Below are 18,136 nucleotides of genomic sequence, written 5' to 3'. Positions count from 1 at the left end.
ACTCACCGGCCCGCTGCGCTGCGAGGGACGAGCACGCAGCGGACCAGACGGGGAGGTCGAGTAGCGCCGCGACCGAGGCACGAGGTCGAGACGCGCGTATCGAGACCGCACCGAACGACGGCCCCGGATGTCGAGATCCGGGGCCGTCGTTCGACATAGGTGAGGAAGTAGTTCCCATCGGCGATGAGTCCGGGGTGATCTCAGGGTCATCACGGAGAAATCCCCGATGCCGATGTCGGTCCTCACTGGAAGAGTTCCTCACATGCACCGTCAGATCGCCGGCAAGCTGACCGGCCCCGTAACGAAATGGATCGTCCTCGTCGCGGTCATCGTGATCGCCGGCGGCCTCGCCTCCCTCGCCGGGAAGCTCATCGACGTCCAGAACAACGAGACAGAGTCCTGGCTACCCGAGAGCGCCGAGTCCACCAAGGCCTTCGAGAAGCTCGAGGCGTTCCAGGACCCCTACGACGTCGGCACGACCGTCGTCTACTACCGCGCGTCCGGCCTGACCTCGGCCGACCTCGCGGACATCGAGAAGCAGGCCGGTGAGATCGGCAAGCTCGACGGCGTCAGCAACGTCCTCGCCCCCGAGGGGGCGAAGGCCGCCGGCATCCCGGCGCCCTTCGTGTCCGAGGACGGCAAGGTCGCCAAGCTCGAGTTCACCGTCAACTACGGCGACAAGCTCTGGGAGGAGCTGCCCGACCTCAAACCGAAGATCGACAAGATCATCGCGATCGACGGCGTGAAGTCCTACCTCGCCGGCGCGGGCGGCCAGAGCGCCGACGCCGCCACGATCTTCTCCTCGGGCGACAGCAACCTGCTGCTGATCACGCTCGGCGTGGTCGTGCTCATCCTGCTGGTCACCTACCGCAGCCCGATCCTGTGGCTGCTGCCGATCCTCACTGCCGTGGTCGGGCTCGGGGCCGCGATGGGCGTGCTCTACCTGCTCGCCAAGAACACCAGCCTCACGGTCAACGGACAGACGCAGTTCATCCTCACCGTCCTGGTGATCGGCGCGGGCACCGACTACGCGCTGCTGCTGGTGGCCCGCTACCGCGAGGAGCTGAGGCGCCACGAGGACCGGCACGAGGCGATGGCGTTCGCCCTGCACCGTGCCGCTCCGGCGATCCTGGCCAGCTCCGCGACGGTCGTGGTCGGCCTGCTCTGCCTGATGTTCGCCGACCTCAACTCGACCGCCGGCATGGGCCCGGCCAACGCCGTCGGCGTCGCGGTCACCTTCGTCGTGATGGTCACCCTGCTGCCGGCTCTGCTGGTGATCTGCGGTCGCTGGGTGTTCTGGCCGTTCGTGCCCCACTTCGGCACCTCCGAGCCGACGGCCTCCGGCCTGTGGGCGAAGGTCGGCCGGGGCATCGCCCCGCGGCCGCGCGTGGTCTGGGCAGGCACCGCCCTCGTGCTGGCCTTCCTGTGCCTGGGCTTCCTGCGCCTCGACACCGGCGGCATCCCGAGCGACGAGCAGTACACCAAGGACCAGGACTCGGTGATCGGCCAGACGATCCTGGTCGAGCACGGCCTCGTCGACGCCAGCACGCCGATCCAGGTGGTGGCGAACGCCGACCGCGCGGACGACGTCATCGCCGCGATGTCCGGGGTCGACGGGATCTCCACGCCGCTCCAGGTCGCGAGCAAGGACGGGACGGCGTTGATCGTCGCCGACCTGACGAGCGACCCCTACTCGGACAAGGCGACCGCGGCCGTGAAGGACGTTCGTGCCGCAGTCCACGAGGTGCCCGGGGCCGACGCCCTGACGACCGGCATGACCGCGGTCTCGATCGACATCATGGATGCGTCGGCACGGGACAACAAGGTGATCATCCCGATCGTGCTCGCGGCAGTGCTGCTGATCCTGGCCGGCCTGCTGCGATCGATCCTCTCGCCGGTCCTGCTCATCGGCACCGTGATCCTGTCGTTCGGCGCAGCACTCGGCATCTCCGGACTGGTCTTCGACCTGCTGTACGGGCGTGGGCACACCGATCCGGGCTACCCATTGTTCGCGTTCGTCTTCCTGGTCGCCCTGGGCATCGACTACAACATCTTCCTGATGACCCGGGTCCGCGAGGAGGCAGCGACCCATGGCACCCGGCGTGGATCGCTGATCGCCCTCTCCTCGACCGGCGGCGTGATCACCTCGGCCGGCCTCGTGCTGGCCGCGACGTTCGCGATGCTCGCCACGATGCCGCTGACCTTCACGCTGCAGCTCGGCACCACGGTCGCACTGGGCGTGCTGCTCGACACGTTGATCGTTCGCTCGGTCCTGGTCACCGCGCTGAACCTCGACCTCGGCGGCAAGATCTGGTGGCCGAGCAAGCTCGACCGGGGTGACGCGACGGTCACCGCACCGCCGGCCACCGAGGAGCAGAAGGTCCCGGCGCTCGACTGATCGTTCGGATCCTGACGGGTGGGCGTCCGACCACTGGGTAGAACTTGTTCTACCTCGGGCGTCCACCCGTTACGCTCGTCGTGATGTCCGAGGTGCCCACCCCCCAGCAGATCCGTCGGGCGTTGGCCCGCGCCGAGCGCGGTGCCGCGCTCGACGTCGCGGAGACGACCGCTCTTCTCGCCGCGACCGGCGAGGAGCTCGACCGGCTGGCCGCGGCCGCGGCGAAGGTCCGCGACGCGGGCCTGGTCGCCGCCGGACGCCCGGGGATCGTGACGTACTCCCCCAAGGTGTTCATCCCGATCACCAAGCTGTGCCGCGACCGCTGCCACTACTGCACGTTCGTGGAGACGCCGGCCCAGGCCGCTCGCGAGGGGCGGGCGCCGTACCTGTCGCCCGACGAGATCCTCGACATCGCCCGTCAGGGCGCCGAGCTCGGTTGCCTGGAGGCGCTGTTCACCCTGGGCGACCGGCCCGAGGACCGCTGGCCCGAGGCGCAGGCCTGGCTCGACGAGCAGGGCTACGACTCGACGCTGGCCTACATCCGGGCGATGGCGATCCGGGTGCTCGAGGAGACCGGCCTGCTGCCGCACCTCAACCCGGGCGTGATGTCGTGGGAGGAGCTCAACCGGCTCAAGCCGGTCTCCCCGTCGATGGGGATGATGCTGGAGACCACCTCGCGACGGCTGTACGAGACCAAGGGCATGGCCCACCACGGCTCCCCGGACAAGGACCCCGAGGTCCGGCTCCGGGTCCTCGAGGACGCCGGCCGCCACGGGATCCCCTTCACCACCGGCCTGCTGGTCGGCATCGGCGAGACGCTGACCGAGCGCGCCGAGACGATCTTCGCGCTGCGCGCGACCTCGCGGGCGTACGGCGCCGTGCAGGAGGTCATCGTCCAGAACTTCCGTGCCAAGCCCGACACCGCGATGCGTCACGTCGACGACCTCGACCTCGCCGAGTACCGCGCCGCAATCGCCGTCACCCGCCTCGTGCTCGGCCCCAAGGCCCGGATCCAGGCACCGCCCAACCTGGTCGACCTCGCGGAGTGCCGGGCACTGCTCGACGCCGGCGTCGACGACTGGGGCGGCGTGTCGCCGCTGACCCCGGACCACGTGAACCCCGAGCGCCCCTGGCCCTCGCTCGACCGGCTCCGCTCGCTCACCCAGGCCTGCGGGTTCGAGCTGCGCTCGCGGCTCACGGTGCACCCGGAGTACGTCATCGGCTCGCTCCAGCACGGCGAGGCCTGGATCGACCCCCGCCTGCACGCCCACGTCGCCGCGCTCGCCGGCCCCGACGGCCTGGCGATCCCCGAGGTCCGCCCGACCGGCCTGCCGTGGCAGGAGCCCGACGGCGGCTTCGAATCAGCAGGACGTGTGGACCTGCACGCGGCGGTCGACAGCGAGGGCCGCACCGAGGACCGGCGCAGTGACTTCGGCTCGGTCTACGGCGACTGGTCCGCGGTCGGCGAGGCCGCCGCGATCACCGGCGCGCCCGCGGTGCTGCACGCCGAGGGCCGCGAGGCGATGGCCGCCGCGGAAGCCGATCCGGGGAACCTGTCCGACGAGCACGCGCTGATGCTGATGACCGCCGAGGGCGACCTGCTCCGCCAGGTGGTCCGCCTCGCCGACGAGCTCCGCAAGCAGACCGTCGGCGACGACGTCACGTACGTCGTCAACCGGAACATCAACTTCACCAACGTCTGCTACGTCGGCTGCCGGTTCTGCGCGTTCGCGCAGCGCCGTACCGACGCGGACGCCTACTCGCTGTCCTACGCCGAGGTCGCCGACCGAGCCCAGGAAGCCTGGGACCTCGGCGCCACCGAGGTCTGCATGCAGGGCGGCATCGACCCCGAGCTGCCCGCCTCGGCCTACTTCGACATCGCCGCCGCCGTGAAGCAGCGGGTCCCGGACATGCACGTGCACGCGTTCTCCCCGATGGAGGTCGTCAACGGCACCGCCCGCACCGGCCTGTCCATCGAGGACTTCCTGATCAAGGCCCGCGAGTCCGGCCTCGGGTCACTGCCCGGCACCGCCGCGGAGATCCTCGACGACGAGGTCCGCTGGGTGCTCACCAAGGGCAAGCTGCCCGCCCGCACCTGGATCGAGATCGTCTCCACCGCGCACCGGATCGGGCTGCCGACCACGTCGACGATGATGTACGGCCACGTCGACAACCCGCGGCACTGGGTCGGCCACCTCAACGTGCTCAAGTCGATCCAGGACACCGCTGCCGAGAACGGGAGCAGCGGGTTCACCGAGTTCGTGCCGCTCCCGTTCGTGCACACCAGCTCGCCGATCTATCTCGCCGGCGTCGCCCGCCCCGGCCCCACGCTGCGCGACAACCTCGCCGTGCACGCCCTGGCCCGCATCCTGCTCCACGGCCGGATCTCCAACATCCAGACCAGCTGGGTCAAGCTCGGCATCGACGGCACCCGCGCCATGCTCAACGCCGGCGCCAACGACCTCGGCGGCACCCTGATGGAGGAGACCATCTCCCGGATGGCCGGCTCCGAGCACGGCTCCGCCAAGACCGTCGCCGAGCTCACCGAGATCGGCGCCGGCATCGACCGGCCGGTGCGCGAGCGCACCACGCTCTACGGTGAGCCCCTCCCCCGATAGCTAGCCTCTACCGCTGCTGGAGCGGGCGCGGCGGGCGACCGAGTCGATCGCGACCGCGAGCAGCAGCACCGCACCGGTGACGATGAGGCGGACGTCGGAGTCGACGTTCATGAGGTTGAGGCCGGTGCGGATCGCCTGCAGCACGAGGATGCCCAGCAGGGCGGAGTACGCCGAGCCGCGGCCGCCGAAGAGGCTGGTGCCGCCGATGACGGCGGCGGCGATCGCGGTGAGGTTCGTGTCCGTCGTACCGCTGGACTGGGAGACCGTCGTCAGTTGGCCGGCGACGAGCACGCCACCGAGGGCGGCGAACGTCGAGCAGAGCACGAACACCGAGCCGTAGACCATGCCCACGCGGATTCCGGCCCGTCGGGCCGCCTCCTCGTTGCCGCCGACGGCGTACACGTAGCGCCCCCAGCGAGTACGCCGCAGCAGCAGGTCCACGAGCACGACCAGGCCCGCGAAGAGCACCGGCAGGTAGCCCCAGCCGCGGTCGATGCCGAGGTAGTAGGTCAGCCAGCCGAGACCGACCGCCAGCGCCGCGCCCTTGATGATCACGCCGAGCAGGTTGGGCGGGGTCAGGCCGGCAGCGCGCTTCTGGCGGATGCTCCACAGCCGCGAGCCGACGTAGATCGCCACCACGACCGCGACGAGGGCGTAGCCCTGTGCGTCGGAAAGGAACTTCTGGCGGGTGAACACCGGCAGCCCGGAGTCGCGAGGCAGGTTGATCGTGCCCTGGTCACCGAGCACCCAGTAGAGCGCACCCTCGAAGGCGAGCAGGCCCGCCAACGTGAACACGAAGCTGGGGACGCCGATCCAGACGAAGAGCACGGCGTACCCGGCACCGATGAGGGCGCCGAGCGCGATCGCGGCGAGGATCGACAGCGCCAGGGACTGCCCGTGGCCGACGAACATGACCGCCGTGGTCGCGGACGTGAAGCCGGAGACCGTGCCGACACTGAGGTCGATCTCGCCGAGCAGCAGCACGAGCACGATGCCGAGCGCGATGACGCCGAGCGGTGCGGCGTACAGCGTCATGGTGACCAGGCTGCGCGAGGACAGGAACGTCGGCTCCTGGCTGTAGAAGAACACGCAGATCGCGACCAGGCCGAGGACGACCGGCAGCATGCCGAGGTCGCCGCCACGCAGGCGGCCGACGAGGTGGCGCAGGTAGTCGCCGGGCGAGACGACCCGGACGAGCCGCTCGTCGGTGGCATCGACCGCGGGCGTGTGGTTGGTGAGCTGGTCGGTCACGAGTGGTCCCCCTCGGGGTGGCCGGCGCGGCGGGCAGCGCGCTGGGCGACGACGTTGTCGGATGCGCCGGTGATGGCGGCGACCAGCTGGTCGGTGGTCGCCTCCTCGGTGCGGAACTCCGCGGCGTTGCGGCCCAGGCGCAGGACGACGATCCGGTCGGACACCGCCTGCACGTCGGCCATGTTGTGGCTGATCAGGATGACGGCGAGGCCCTGCTCGCGCAGCCGTTCGACGAGGTTGAGCACCTCGGCGGTCTGTGCGACGCCCAGCGCGGCGGTCGGCTCGTCGAGCATGACCACCTTCGGGCTGCCGACCAGGGAGCGCGCGATCGCGACGGTCTGCCGCTGGCCGCCGGACAGCCCGGCGACCGGGATCCGCACGGACGGGATCTTGGCCGAGAGGCTGCGCAACAGCCGCCAGGCCTCCCGCTCCATGGTGACCTCGTTGATGACCGGGCCGAGGTGGTGCTCCTTGCCCAGGAACAGGTTGGCCACGACGTCGAGGTTGTCGCACAGCGCGAGGTCCTGGAAGACCGTGGCGATGCCGAGGTGCTGGGCGCCCGCCGGGCCGGCGACCGTGACCGGCGCCCCGGCGAACTCGATGACCCCGCCGTCGGGCTGGTAGACGCCGGCGATGGTCTTCACCAGCGTCGACTTGCCCGCACCGTTGTCGCCCACGAGGGCGACCACCTCGCCGGCCCGGACGGTCAGCGCGACGTCGGTGAGCGCCTGGACGGCGCCGAACCGCTTGTTGATCCCGGTCAGGGACAGGACGACCTCGCCCGTGCCCCTGACCGCGACCTCGTTCTCGATGACGGACATCAGGAGACGCCGGCCTCCGTGCAGGCCTGCGCGTACTCGCCGGTGCAGATCTCCGAGGCCTTGTAGAAGCCGTCGGCGATGATCGTGCTGGCGACGTTCTCCTTGGTGACGACGATCGGCGTGAAGATGTACGACGGCACGCTCTTGTACTCCGACTTCGTGATGCCGGTGTCGGTGGTGCCGGGCACGTCGTCGCCGTGCGCGAGCAGGACGGCCACCTCGGCGGCGGTCTCGGCCTCGATCGGGATCGGCTTGTAGATCGTCATCGTCTGCTCACCCGCGATGATCCGCTGGATCGCGGCGACCTCGGCGTCCTGGCCGGTGATCGGCGGCAGCTTGTCGGCCGAGATGTGGTCGGTCAGTGCGGCGATCACGCCACCGGCCTGACCGTCGTTGGCGGCGTACACGCCACCGATCTTGGTCGGGTCGTACTTGTTGAGCTGGTCGGTGGTCCACTGCTGGGCGTTCTCCGGGCTCCAGTCCGGGTTGTCGTACTCGGCGAGGACCTTCACGCCGCTGCTGTCGAGCACGCTGTGCGCGCCGGCCTTGAACTGCGCGGCGTTCGGGTCGCTGGGGGCGCCGTTCAGCATGAGGATGTCGCCCTTGTTGCCCATCGCGTCGACGAGCGCCTGGGCCTGCATCTTGCCGACCGTCTCGTTGTCGAAGGACATGTAGTAGTCGGCGTTCTCGATGAACCGGTCGTAGGCGATGACCGGGACGTCCTGGCCCTTCGCCTCGTCGACCATGCCGGTCGCGCCCTCGCCGTTGACCGGGTCGAGCACGACGACGTCGGCACCCTGGTCCAGCGCGGTCGTCATCTGCTGGGCCTGCTTGGCCTCGTCCTGGTCGGCGTTGTAGTAGAGCACCTTGCAGTCGCTGCACAGGTCCTTGACCTTCGCCTCGAACAGCGGGCGGTCGTGGGCCTCGTAGCGGGTGGTCTTCGACTCCGGCAGGAGCAGCGCGATGGTGCCTCCCTTGCCACCGTCGCTGCCGCCCTTCTCGGCGTCATTGGCACCGCACGCGCTGAGCGCGACGGCACCGAGGAACAGGGCCGCGCTGGCGGCGGCGACTCGACGAGCTGAAGTGGACATGGCTCTCCTCGATCGGACATTGAGCGGTGGTTCGAGTGTTGTGGCTCACACCGTAGACGTCAAGACTTGAACACAAACTTCGTCATTTTCGGATTATGCGTGGCTTTGTGGACATTTCTTGACCATTACGTCGGGGGCGGGCACAGTGTCGCCATGACGTCGGAGCGCAGCGACCACGCGCCGGGATCGACCGCATCGTTGCGTGCGGCGAACCAGCGCCGCGTGCTCGACGTCCTGCGCACCACGACCGACGGCGAGGCCGCCACGGTGTTCACCCAGGCCGAGCTGGCCCGGGCGACCGGGCTGGCCCGCGCCACCGTCTCCAACATCGTCCGGGACCTCGGGCAGGCCGGGTTGGTCGACACCGAGGCCGGCAGCGGACGCCGCGGCTCCGCCGTACGCCTCTCGGAGGGGGCCGGCATCGTCGCCGGCGTCGACTTCGGCCACAGCCACCTCGCGGTCGCGATCGGCGACCTCACCGGACGGGTGCTCGCGGAGCAGCGTCGTGCCATCCCGCCCGAGTTCCCCCACGAGGAGGCGCTCGCGCTCGCCGTCGCGATGACCGACGAGCTCCGGCCCGGCGGCGCGACCCTGCGCCACGTCGGCCTCGGCCTCCCCGCGCCCGTCACCGATGGCGTCGTGCAGAGCGCTGCGATCTTCCCCGGCTGGCGCAACGTCGACGCCCGCACCGTCGGCTCGGAGGCCTTCGGCTCCCCCGTCGACGTCGAGAACGACGCCAACCTCGGCGCCCTCGCCGAGCACCGGATCGGTGAGGGGCGCGGCACCGACAGCTCGGTGTTCGTGAAGATCTCCTCCGGTGTCGGTGCCGGCATCATCCTGCGCAACGAGCTGTTCCAGGGCACTGCCGGGAGCGCCGGCGAGATCGGGCACCTCACCTTCGACGAGCAGGGACCGCTGTGCCGCTGCGGCAGCCGCGGCTGTCTGGAGACCTACACCTCCGTGCAGGCGGTCCAGGGTCTGCTCGCGAGCCAGCTCCCGGACGCCAGTCTCGACGAGATCATCGCGACCGCCGAGACCGGCGACGTCCTGGCCCGCCGCGCCCTCGAGGACGCCGGGCTGCACCTCGGCTGGGGCCTGGCCGCGGTCGTCAACCTGATGAACCCCTCGGTCGTCGTCATCGGCGGCGACATGGCCCGCGCCGGCGAGCTGCTGCTCGAGTCGGTCCGGATCGGCCTGCGCCGCCACGCCCTCGACACGCTCGCCCTCACCCCGGTCGTCGCCAGCCGGCTCGGCGAGCGGGCCTCGCTGCTGGGTGCCGTGCTGCTCGCCGCGGAGCAGACCGAGCTGCTCGTCGACTGAGCCGACGGGTCAGGGGCGGACCGAGGCCAGCAGCGTCTGGGTGGCCGTGCCGGCCAGGCCCGCGGCGTCGCTCACCTGCGTGATCGCGACCGCCCCGTCGGCGGACCGGGTGACCGCGTCGAGGTGGACCCACTCCCCCTGGGGATCACGGTGCAGGTTGACGGTGAGGTCGACATTGATCGCCGGGAACCGACGCGGGTCGGCGGCCGCGCTGATCCCGCTGCCGGAGTCGACGAGGACCAGCACCCGCTGCCAGGGGGTGAGCGCCTCTGTGGGGAGCAGCGGGCACACGGGGCGGGCCCAGGCCGCGGCCGGTCCCATCGTGTCGAACCGTCCGGCGGTGAACCGGAACTCGGTGGCCGCGAGGTACCCGCCGGTGGGTACGCCGGGCAGCCGGCCTCCGTCCTCGCCCACCGGCTCGGTGGCCGGCGCGGCCGGGACACCGTCGGTGACCGGGTAGTCCTCGTCGATCACGGCGAGCCGCCAGGCCCGTGCCGTCAGCACCGGGACGCCTCCCGCGCTGGCGGTGGCCTCCACCAGGCAGGTACGCCGACCGGGCTTGAGCACCCGGGTCTCGACGCTGATCGGCGCCACCGGCACCGGCGCCAGGAAGTCGATCGCGACCCGCGCCAGGCGTTGCCCCGGCTCGACGTGTCGCGTCTCGATGGCACGGGCCAGGAGCGCCGAGACCGGGCCTCCGTGCTGGTGCTCCGGGCTCCACGGACCGACCGTGGGCTCCAGGCTCAGGAAGGTGCTCTCGTCCTTCTGCTCGTAGAAGCTCACCGGCTCACCCTGCACCCGTCGGCGTCCGGGCCCCGGCCCGCCCCTCCCGCCACGCGCGGAACCGGGCCCAGCCGCGTCGTACGGTCCGCCAGGCCAGCCAGAGCACGAGCAGGCCGGCGAGCAGGAAGAGCGCGGCGATCGACGCCGCGGCGTACGGGTGCTCGATCGCGAAGGCGACCACGGCCAGCACCGCGATGTCCTCGCCGATGCTGAGGCCGATGTTGCTGAACGGCTCCGGCACGGTGTTGACCGCCATCCGGGTGCCGGTCTTGACCGAGTGCGCGGCCAGCGCGCTGCCGCCACCGACCGTGCCTCCGACCAGCTCGCTGATCGAGCCCGAGTCACCGGCGATGAGCACGCCGACCGCGCCACCCACGACCGGGCGGATCAGCGTCGAGATCACGTCCCAGGCGGAGTCGACGTACGGGATCTTGTCGGCGACGAACTCGAAGGCGTACATGAGCGCGGCGACGGCGAGGACGTCCCAGCGGGCCAGCACGTCGGGGATCTCGTCGAACGAGCCCAGCCGGTCGGCCAGGCCGAGCACCAGGACGACCAGGTAGCTGTTGATCCCGCTGGCCCAACCCAAGGAGAACGCCAGGGCGAGTGATTCCACGCGGCCAGCCTAAGGTCTGGGCCGATCATGGCCGGGTACCTCACGTGCGGGCCAGACGGGCCCCGACGAAGGAGGGAATCGTGCAACTCATCTTGTGGATCCTGGCGGTGATCCTCGTGGTCTCCGGCATCTTCAGCCTGTTCCGTGGTGAGCTGCTCTGGGGGATCGTGCTGATCGTGGTCGGCCTGCTGGTCGGACCGGGAGGTGTCAGTCTCTTCACCTGAGCCGGCCCGACCAGTCCGGCTGCTCAGCAGGCGAACTGGCGCACCAGCCCGTCGAGCTCGGCAGCGAGCTCGGCCAGCGAGCCGGCGGCACCTGAGGTGCCGTCGGCTCCGACCTGAGTGGACGCGGCGGCCTCGGCGGCGACGGCCGCGTCGGTCGCGATGCCGTTCGTCCCGGTCGCGGCCTCGGTCACCGAGCGCGAGATCTCGTTGGTCGTGGCGGTCTGCTCCTCGACCGCGGCGGCGATCGTCGTCTGGATCTCGTTGATGGTCGCGATCACCTCGCCGATCTCGGTGATGGCCGAGGCCGCCCCCGCGCTGTCGCGCTGGATGGCGTCGATCAGCCCGCCGATCTCGTCGGTGGCGGTCGCCGTCGCGGCGGCGAGGTCGCGGACCTCATTGGCGACGACCGCGAAGCCCTTGCCCGCCTCACCGGCGCGGGCGGCCTCGATGGTCGCGTTCAGGGCGAGCAGGTTGGTCTGCTGGGCGATCGAGGTGATCACCTTGATGACCTGGCCGATCTCCGCGGACGACGAACCGAGCGCCTCGACGGTGCCGGTCGCGGCGCGGGCACGGTGCACGGCCTCGGCCGCGACCGTCGAGGCACGCGAGGCGCTGCGGGCGATCTCGGCGATGCTCGCGCTCATCTCCTCGGCGGCGCTGGCCACGGTCTGCACGCTGCCGGAGACCTGTGCCGCGGAGGCGGACACGCTGCCCATCCGGGCCGAGGCGTCGTCGGCGCTGCGGCCCATGTCGGCGCTGACAGCGGTCAGCTCCTCGGACGCGGCAGCCACGGAGGATGCCGTCTCGCCGATCCGGGTCATGCTGCTGCGCAGGGACGTGACGAGGGCGCGGACGGACTGGGCCATCGCTCCGACGTTGTCGTCGCCGGCGAGGTTGAGCTCGCGGGTCAGGTCGCCGCGGGCCACGGTCGCGAGGTAGTCCTTGACCACCTCGACCCGGGCAGCGGTCTCGGCCGCTGCCTCGGCTGCCGCCCGCGAGCGCGCCGCCTCCTCCTCGAGCCGGCCGCGCTCGGCAGCTGCCCGCTCCTCGGCGAGCTCGCGCTCGCGCTGCTCCTCCGCGTGCTGCGCCTCACGCCGCTCCTGCTCGCGCCGGGACTCGGCCTCGGCCGCCTCGCGCTCCATCCGGGCGCGCTCCTCGAGGCCCCGCTTCTCGTCCTCGGCGCGGGCCAGACGCTCGGCCTCGGCCCGCCGGGACGCGGCGTCGCCGGCGTCGAGTGCCGCGATGACCTGGTCGACCGCGACCGCGATCGCTCCGATCTCGTCGTCGTTGGGGTGGTCCACGCGCTGGCTGCGGTCACCGGCCGCGATCGCCGCCAGGGAGGCGACGACCTTGCGCAGCGGCCCCCCGATCGACCGTACGACGGCCAACCCGGCGAGCACGAACAGCAGCAGCCCGACGAGGGCGACCGTCAGGAGCAGGGTCCGCAACAGGCCCGCGGCGTGCTGCACGTCGTCGACCTGGCGCGTGACGCCGGCGTCGACGTAGTCGTCCGCCTCGTTGTAGAGCGTGTCGATGGCGGCCGCCGGACCACCCTCGGCCTCCAGAGCGAGCGCCACCATCTGGTCGGTGTCGCCGGCGAGCGCGGCGGCCTCGATCCGCTCGAGGAAGGAGTGGTACTCGGTGGTCTTGTCGGCCAGGTCGGTGAGATAGCTGCCGACCAGCTCCTGGTCGTCGAGCTCACCACCGTCCCGGTACTTCTCCAGGGCGGTCTCGTAGTGCGACTCGGCAGAGCTGCGCACCTGCTCGGCAACCGAGGACCCGGCCGCGGATCCCGTGGCGACCGTCGCGACGTACTCGCCCGTCTCGGCGCGCTGCAGCAGCCACTCCTGGTAGCCGGCGTTGAGCTTGCTCGACACCGCGGCGCCGGTCCGGTTCGTCGCGGTGTGCCCCTGGACGTCGGCCACCTCGATCGCCGCGACCGCTCCCACGACCAGCAGCACCGCCACGCCGAGCCCGACCATCCCCCAGAGCTTCTGCACGAGGGTGATCCGGCGGCGCCGCGGCACCCGCGGGCCAGCCGGTTCCGCGGTGCGCACCACCGCCCCGGGCGCGGGAGCGGGTCGGTCGAGCAGCGGGGCGGAGCGTTCGAGCATCGTCGTCACGCCGGGCCCCATCGGCGCTGCTCGCCGAAAGTAAAGACAAAGCAAAGAACTGGCTCCCCACACGCGCCGACCCGGCAGAAAGTGGCTGCACAAACCTGCCGACCCGGCAGAAAGTGGCCTCGCCTGAGGCCACTTTCTGCCGGGTCGGCGCGGAATCCGGGCCACTTTGTGCCGGGTCAGCGCTGTTCGCGAGCTACTTTGTGCCGGGTCGGCGGACGACCTGCTCAGCCGCGGGCGGCGTACTCCTTGCGGACGCCGCGGTAGATCCCGCGGCGCACGATCCACGGCTGCAGCACCCGGTGCACCGACCACGCCGGGAACCGGAACGGCTGGCCTGACGGCGCGAACACGCGCAGCCCGTCGGCCTCGGGGCCGAGCACCGATCCCCAGCGTCGTCGCGGCGGCTCGTAGGCCTGCAGCGGCCGGCCGGCCAGGTGGGCGCGGATGTTGGCCGCCAGCATCCGGTCCGCGCGGTTGCGGGCCGAGGAGCGCAAGGCGTCGGTCGCGGCGACGTCGCCGATCGCGAAGACGGCCGGGGCGCCGAGGACCCGCAGGGTCGGCTCGACGCGCACGAAGCCGGCGTCGTCGAGCAGCTCGGTCGGCAGCCAGCCGGTATTGGGCCGGACCCGGCCGATCGCCCACACGACCGCGTCGGCGCGGGTGGCGGGTTGGCCGGTCGACCAGGCGACCGGTCCGGTGGTGATCGCGTCGCCGACGAACCCGCCGGGCACGACTGCCCGGTGGCCGGCCTGCACCACGACCCCGGCGCGGTCGAGCCGGCGCCGGGCGACGTCCCACACCCGCGGGTGGTGCTGGGGCAGCGCCCGCTCCCCCGGGAACGCGAGGGTGACGGTCGCGGCCGGCCAGCGGGTGGCGGTCTGGAGCGCGGTGCTGACCGCGGCCGCGCCGCCGCCGACCACGAGGACGTCGTCCGCAGCGCCCAGGCGCGCGTGGTCGGCGGCGAGCGACGCCGTGACGTCGGCATCGGTCTGGAACCCTGGCCGACGCCAGAAGCCGTTGCTGACGCCGGTGGCGAGCACCAGGACGTCGTACCCGATCGAACGGGGGCCGACGGCGACGCTCCGGCCGACGAGGTCGAGCCCGGTCAGCTCGCCGTGGACCAGCTCGGCGCGGTCGAGGCGGCGGAACCGGTCGAAGCCGATCCGGTAGTCGCGGGCCCATGCCTCCGGACGGGCCAGGCGCAGGCCCAGCTCCTGCCCGCTCACCAGGCCGGGCTTGCTGGAGATGCCGACGACGTCGACGTCTGCGCGGGCCAGGTGGATCGCAGTCAGCAGACCGCTGTCACCCAGCCCGGCGACGACGACGCGGGGCCGGCTCACGCCGGCTTCCGCCACCACGACGGCGGCCGCGGCACCAGGACCGGCACCCGGTCGACGACGTCCTGGTACGACGGCCGCCGCGCCAGGCTGCGCTGCTCCATCATCGGGATGCTGGCGCCGAGGAACATGGCGACCATCGCGACGCCGCCGACCGGCAGCCACCACCAGTCCGTCGGCGAGGCGGCAATGCCGAACAATGCCAGGCTCCACCAGAAGCTGATCTCGCCGAAGTAGTTGGGGTGTCGCGACCAGCCCCACAGGCCGCGGTCCATGACCTGGCCGGGGATCCGCTCCTGCACGAACCGGTGCATCTGAGCGTCGGCGACGAGCTCGAGGAGCACCGCGCCGAGGCCCACGACGAGGGCGAGCGCGTCCAGCCAGCGCAGGCCGGGACCGGGGCGGGTGAGCACGACGTACGCCGGCAGCAGGCCGAGGAAGACCTGCAGGCTCGGCACCAGGTGGATGCCGACGAGGTCGGCGAGCAGCTCGAAGCGGCCGGCGCGCTCGCGGACCAGCGGGTAGCGCCAGTCCTCGTGGTGCAGGCCGGGAAAGGTGCGCACCCAGTTGGCGGTGAGCCGCACCGCCCACAGCCCGATCACGCCGAGCACCAGCCAGGCGCGGGCGTCGTCGAGGGCGACGTCGGCGGCGAGCCACCACCACAGCGCGAGGTACGGCGGCAGCACGCTCCAGTACGCGTCGTAGAAGCTGGAGTTGCGGTGGATCCGGCTGGCCGCGAACACCACGAGCGTGGCGAGGAGATCGGCGACCAGCCCGTCGAGCCAGAGCCAGCGGGTGTCCGGTCCCCACGCCAGCCAGGCGCTGGCGACGCCGAACGCGACGACGTAGGCCAGCCCGACCCGGGCCAGCGAGGCTCCCCTGCTCATCGGCGGCGGCGCTTCGCGTCGTACATCCGCACGTCGGCGAGCCGCAGCAGCTCGTCGGCATCGCGTCCGTCGGGACCCACTGCGGCCGACCCGACGCTGACCCCGACCGGGACGTGCAGGGCGAAGGGGTGCGCGTCGAGGACCTCCTGGACGCGACTTCGCAGCCGCTCGGCGAGCACGGTGTGGCTGGTGCGGTCGTCGAGGCGTACGACGAGCACGAACTCGTCGCCGCCGACGCGGGCGACGGTGTCGTCGGCCTGCACGGCGTCGGTCAGCACGTCGGCCACCGCGCACAGCACGCTGTCGCCGGCGGCGTGGCCGAGGTCGTCGTTGACCGCCTTGAACCGGTCGAGGTCGATCATCACCAGTGCATGGGGCGACCGGCCGGGCGCGGAGGCCGCGGCCAGCGCCTCCTGCAACGCGATGCGGTTGGCGACGCCCGTGAGCGGGTCGACCCGGCTCTGGGCACGCAGCCGGTCCTGCTCCTCGCGGTGGGGCGTGACGTCGACGAGGGCGTGCAGCCGCATCGGCTCGCCGTTGGGCCCGGTGAGGTCGCGGACCTGGACCTCGACCAGGCGGACGTCCCCGCTGCGGGTCACGACGGTCGCGGTGAACGCTCCCCCGTCGATCGCCGGCTGGTCGCGGGTGGTCAGCCAGCTGCGCACGGTCTGGCCGCGCAGCGTGTGGACCGGTACGCCGAGGAGCTCGGCCGCGGCGACATTGGCCTGGTGGACCCGGCCCTCGGTGTCGCTGACCAGCACCGGGGTGGGCGTCGCGCCGAGGATCGAGGCCAGCCACGCGTTGGACCGGCGCAGGTCGCCCTTGAGCCGCCGGCGCCGGGTGTCGGTCGCCAGCCACAGCAGCACGAGCACGAAGCCGATCCCGACCACCAGCCCGGCGAGCAGCGGGTCGGTGCCGCCGTCGACGGTGCCGACCGCGGCGTCGCGGTCCTGCTCGACGAGCAGCCAGCCGCCGATCGCGGAGACCTCGCTGACCGCCCAGAGCCGGTCGCCGGACCCGGTGGCGTCGGCGGCCCGGCCACGGAGCAGGCGCGGGTCCTTCGTCATGACGCCGACCTGGCCGCCGGAGTCGGCGAGCGTCGTGCCGTGCCGGTCGACGACGGTCACCGCGACGCCGTACTGACGGAAGAGCGCCTCCATCTCGGCCTGGATCCCCGAGAGGGCGAGGGTCGCGACGACGTACCCGCGGATCCGGCCCTGCGGGTCGCGTACGGCGGCCGCGACGGCGATCGCCCAGGTGTGATCGGGGGTCATCAGCTGGTAGGCCTGCGAGACGTACGCCGTGTCGCGCCGGCTCGCGGGCCGGTACCACTCGCGGAACGAGAAGTTCTGGCCGACCACCTGCGGGTCGCGCTGCGGTGGGACGAGGTCGAGCATGGTGCCGTCGGCGTCGTACAGCGAGGTGTTGTAGGCATTGGTCGTCGCCGAGCCGAGGGCATCGAGCGCGAGGTCCATCTGGTCCTGGTCGCCGCTGACCACGGCCCGTCGTACGGCGTCGCTGCGGCTGAACGTGGTGACGGTGTCGGCCAGTCCGCCCAGCCTCAGGTCGACCCCGCGGGCCGCGAGCGAGTCGATCGCCTCGAGCCGGTTCTCGGCGGCACTGGTCAGCGAGGCGTCGGTGTCGGCGCGCCCGGTGACCACGATCGCGGCCACCAGGACGAGGACCAGGCTGACCAGTCCGGCGAGCACCCGCGGAACCAGCCGCTCCAGCACCGACGGCTCCGTCACCGCGGGGACGGTGGTGAGGGCGGGCAGGTCGGCGCGGTCGACCGGATGGGCCAGGCCGGGTGGAACCCGGTTCTCCCGGAGAAGGGCGTCCAGCGCGTCGGCGTCCAGCGGGCGGCTCATCAGGAAGCCCTGTCCGAACGGGCAGCCCAGCCGGCGCAGGGCGGTGACGTGCTGCGGTCGCTCGATCCCCTCGGCGACGACGTGCACGCCGAGCGAGAGGCAGAACCGCACCATCGACTCGGCCATCCGCTCGTGGGGTCCGCCGGAGCCGAGGAACTGCACGAAGGACCGGTCGATCTTCACGCCGTCGACCCGGAACCGGCGCAGGTAGTCGAAGCTCGCATTGCCCGTGCCGAAGTCGTCGAGGGTGACGTTGCAGCCGAGGGCCGCCAGCTCGGCGAGCACCTGCTCGTGGCCCTGCCCGGTGCGCGAGAGCAGGGTCTCGGTGAGCTCGACGATCACCGCGTCGAGGGGCAGCCCCGCCGCCTCGGTCATCTCGCGGAAGCGCTGCGGCAGCATCGGGTCGTCGAGGTCGGCCGGCGACAGGTTGACCGCCAGGCACAGCCGGTCCCCCGCCGGCAGCTGCCGCCACTGCGCGACCTGGGTCGCCGCCGCGGCCAGCACCATCTCGTCGAGGTGCACGACCAGCCCGGACTCCTCGAGCGGCTCGAGGAAGCCGGCCGGCTCGACCAGCTCCCCGCTCTCGCGGTCGAACAGCCGGGCCAGCGCCTCGACGGCCACCATCTCGCCGGTGCGCAGGTCGTAGCAGGGCTGGTAGTGGACGACGACGTCCCCCTGCTCGAGGGCACGCGCGATCCGCTCCGCAGTCAGTGTCTGCGCAGCACCGGATGCCATGGCGACCTCACTCCCGGGAACCGCGCCACACCCCTCCCCAAGGCCGACCCGTTCCCCGGCGACC

General features: G+C 71.9%; 13 protein-coding genes. 4 read left to right on the top strand and 9 right to left on the bottom strand.

Annotated features, from left to right (window positions below):
* The first annotated feature begins 262 nt into the window (after window positions 1–262).
* Both ACZYRU_RS23140 and ACZYRU_RS23135 read left to right on the top strand, forming a co-directional pair.
* Window positions 263–2,398, top strand: coding sequence for an MMPL family transporter (locus tag ACZYRU_RS23140; protein ID WP_488959455.1), 2,136 nt, complete (start codon window positions 263–265; stop codon window positions 2,396–2,398).
* Window positions 2,399–2,481: 83 nt separating this feature from the next.
* Complete coding sequence (locus tag ACZYRU_RS23135; RefSeq protein WP_488959454.1) at window positions 2,482–5,016, top strand: bifunctional FO biosynthesis protein CofGH; 2,535 nt, start codon at window positions 2,482–2,484, stop codon at window positions 5,014–5,016.
* Here the strand turns inward: ACZYRU_RS23135 and ACZYRU_RS23130 are convergent, their stop codons facing one another.
* The 3 genes from ACZYRU_RS23130 to ACZYRU_RS23120 are packed head-to-tail and all read right to left on the bottom strand — an operon-like array spanning window position 5,017 to window position 8,179.
* On the bottom strand, window positions 5,017–6,267 hold the full coding sequence (locus ACZYRU_RS23130) for a sugar ABC transporter permease (RefSeq protein ID WP_488959453.1): 1,251 nt from the start codon (window positions 6,265–6,267) through the stop codon (window positions 5,017–5,019). It abuts the gene before it with no gap.
* Window positions 6,264–7,088, bottom strand: coding sequence for an ATP-binding cassette domain-containing protein (locus ACZYRU_RS23125; RefSeq protein ID WP_488959452.1), 825 nt, complete (start codon window positions 7,086–7,088; stop codon window positions 6,264–6,266). The genes ACZYRU_RS23130 and ACZYRU_RS23125 overlap by 4 nt, the downstream gene beginning before the upstream one ends.
* Window positions 7,088–8,179 (bottom strand): sugar ABC transporter substrate-binding protein, encoded by a 1,092-nt coding sequence (locus tag ACZYRU_RS23120; RefSeq protein WP_488959451.1) that lies wholly within the window; start codon window positions 8,177–8,179, stop codon window positions 7,088–7,090. Before ACZYRU_RS23120 ends, ACZYRU_RS23125 begins: the two co-directional genes overlap by 1 nt.
* 153 nt (window positions 8,180–8,332) lie before the next feature.
* On the opposite strand from ACZYRU_RS23120, the gene ACZYRU_RS23115 reads away from it, so the two are divergent.
* Entirely contained in the window at window positions 8,333–9,499 is a 1,167-nt protein-coding gene (locus tag ACZYRU_RS23115; protein WP_488959450.1) for an ROK family transcriptional regulator, read from the top strand.
* A gap of 9 nt (window positions 9,500–9,508) precedes the next feature.
* On the opposite strand, the gene ACZYRU_RS23110 is transcribed toward ACZYRU_RS23115, so the two are convergent.
* Complete coding sequence (locus ACZYRU_RS23110) at window positions 9,509–10,282, bottom strand: thioesterase family protein (protein ID WP_488959449.1); 774 nt, start codon at window positions 10,280–10,282, stop codon at window positions 9,509–9,511.
* Between the two features lie 4 nt (window positions 10,283–10,286).
* On the bottom strand, window positions 10,287–10,898 hold the full coding sequence (locus ACZYRU_RS23105; protein WP_488959448.1) for a DUF4126 domain-containing protein: 612 nt from the start codon (window positions 10,896–10,898) through the stop codon (window positions 10,287–10,289).
* Window positions 10,899–10,978: 80 nt separating this feature from the next.
* Here ACZYRU_RS23105 and ACZYRU_RS23100 point away from each other — a divergent pair, with 80 nt between their 5' ends.
* A complete protein-coding gene (locus ACZYRU_RS23100; protein ID WP_488959447.1) occupies window positions 10,979–11,122 on the top strand; it encodes a GPGG-motif small membrane protein in 144 nt (47 codons plus the stop codon).
* Window positions 11,123–11,145: 23 nt separating this feature from the next.
* Here the strand turns inward: ACZYRU_RS23100 and ACZYRU_RS23095 are convergent, their stop codons facing one another.
* From ACZYRU_RS23095 to ACZYRU_RS23080, 4 genes are all read right to left on the bottom strand, one after another.
* Window positions 11,146–13,236 (bottom strand): methyl-accepting chemotaxis protein, encoded by a 2,091-nt coding sequence (locus ACZYRU_RS23095; protein WP_488959701.1) that lies wholly within the window; start codon window positions 13,234–13,236, stop codon window positions 11,146–11,148.
* A 233-nt stretch (window positions 13,237–13,469) separates the two neighbouring features.
* The gene (locus tag ACZYRU_RS23090; RefSeq protein ID WP_488959446.1) at window positions 13,470–14,585 is read right to left on the bottom strand and encodes an FAD-dependent oxidoreductase; all 1,116 of its coding nucleotides are present in this window, start codon (window positions 14,583–14,585) and stop codon (window positions 13,470–13,472) included.
* Complete coding sequence (locus ACZYRU_RS23085) at window positions 14,582–15,469, bottom strand: DUF1295 domain-containing protein (RefSeq protein WP_488959445.1); 888 nt, start codon at window positions 15,467–15,469, stop codon at window positions 14,582–14,584. The genes ACZYRU_RS23090 and ACZYRU_RS23085 overlap by 4 nt, the downstream gene beginning before the upstream one ends.
* Window positions 15,466–18,072 carry an EAL domain-containing protein gene (locus ACZYRU_RS23080; RefSeq protein ID WP_488959444.1) on the bottom strand — a complete coding sequence of 869 codons (2,607 nt, stop codon included), beginning with the start codon at window positions 18,070–18,072 and terminating at the stop codon, window positions 15,466–15,468. Before ACZYRU_RS23080 ends, ACZYRU_RS23085 begins: the two co-directional genes overlap by 4 nt.
* Window positions 18,073–18,136: the final 64 nt, after the last annotated feature.

Source organism: Nocardioides sp. F233 (assembly GCF_057813895.1).
The sequence above is the reverse complement of the archived record's forward strand: the minus strand, read 5'-3'. Positions and strand labels throughout refer to the sequence as shown.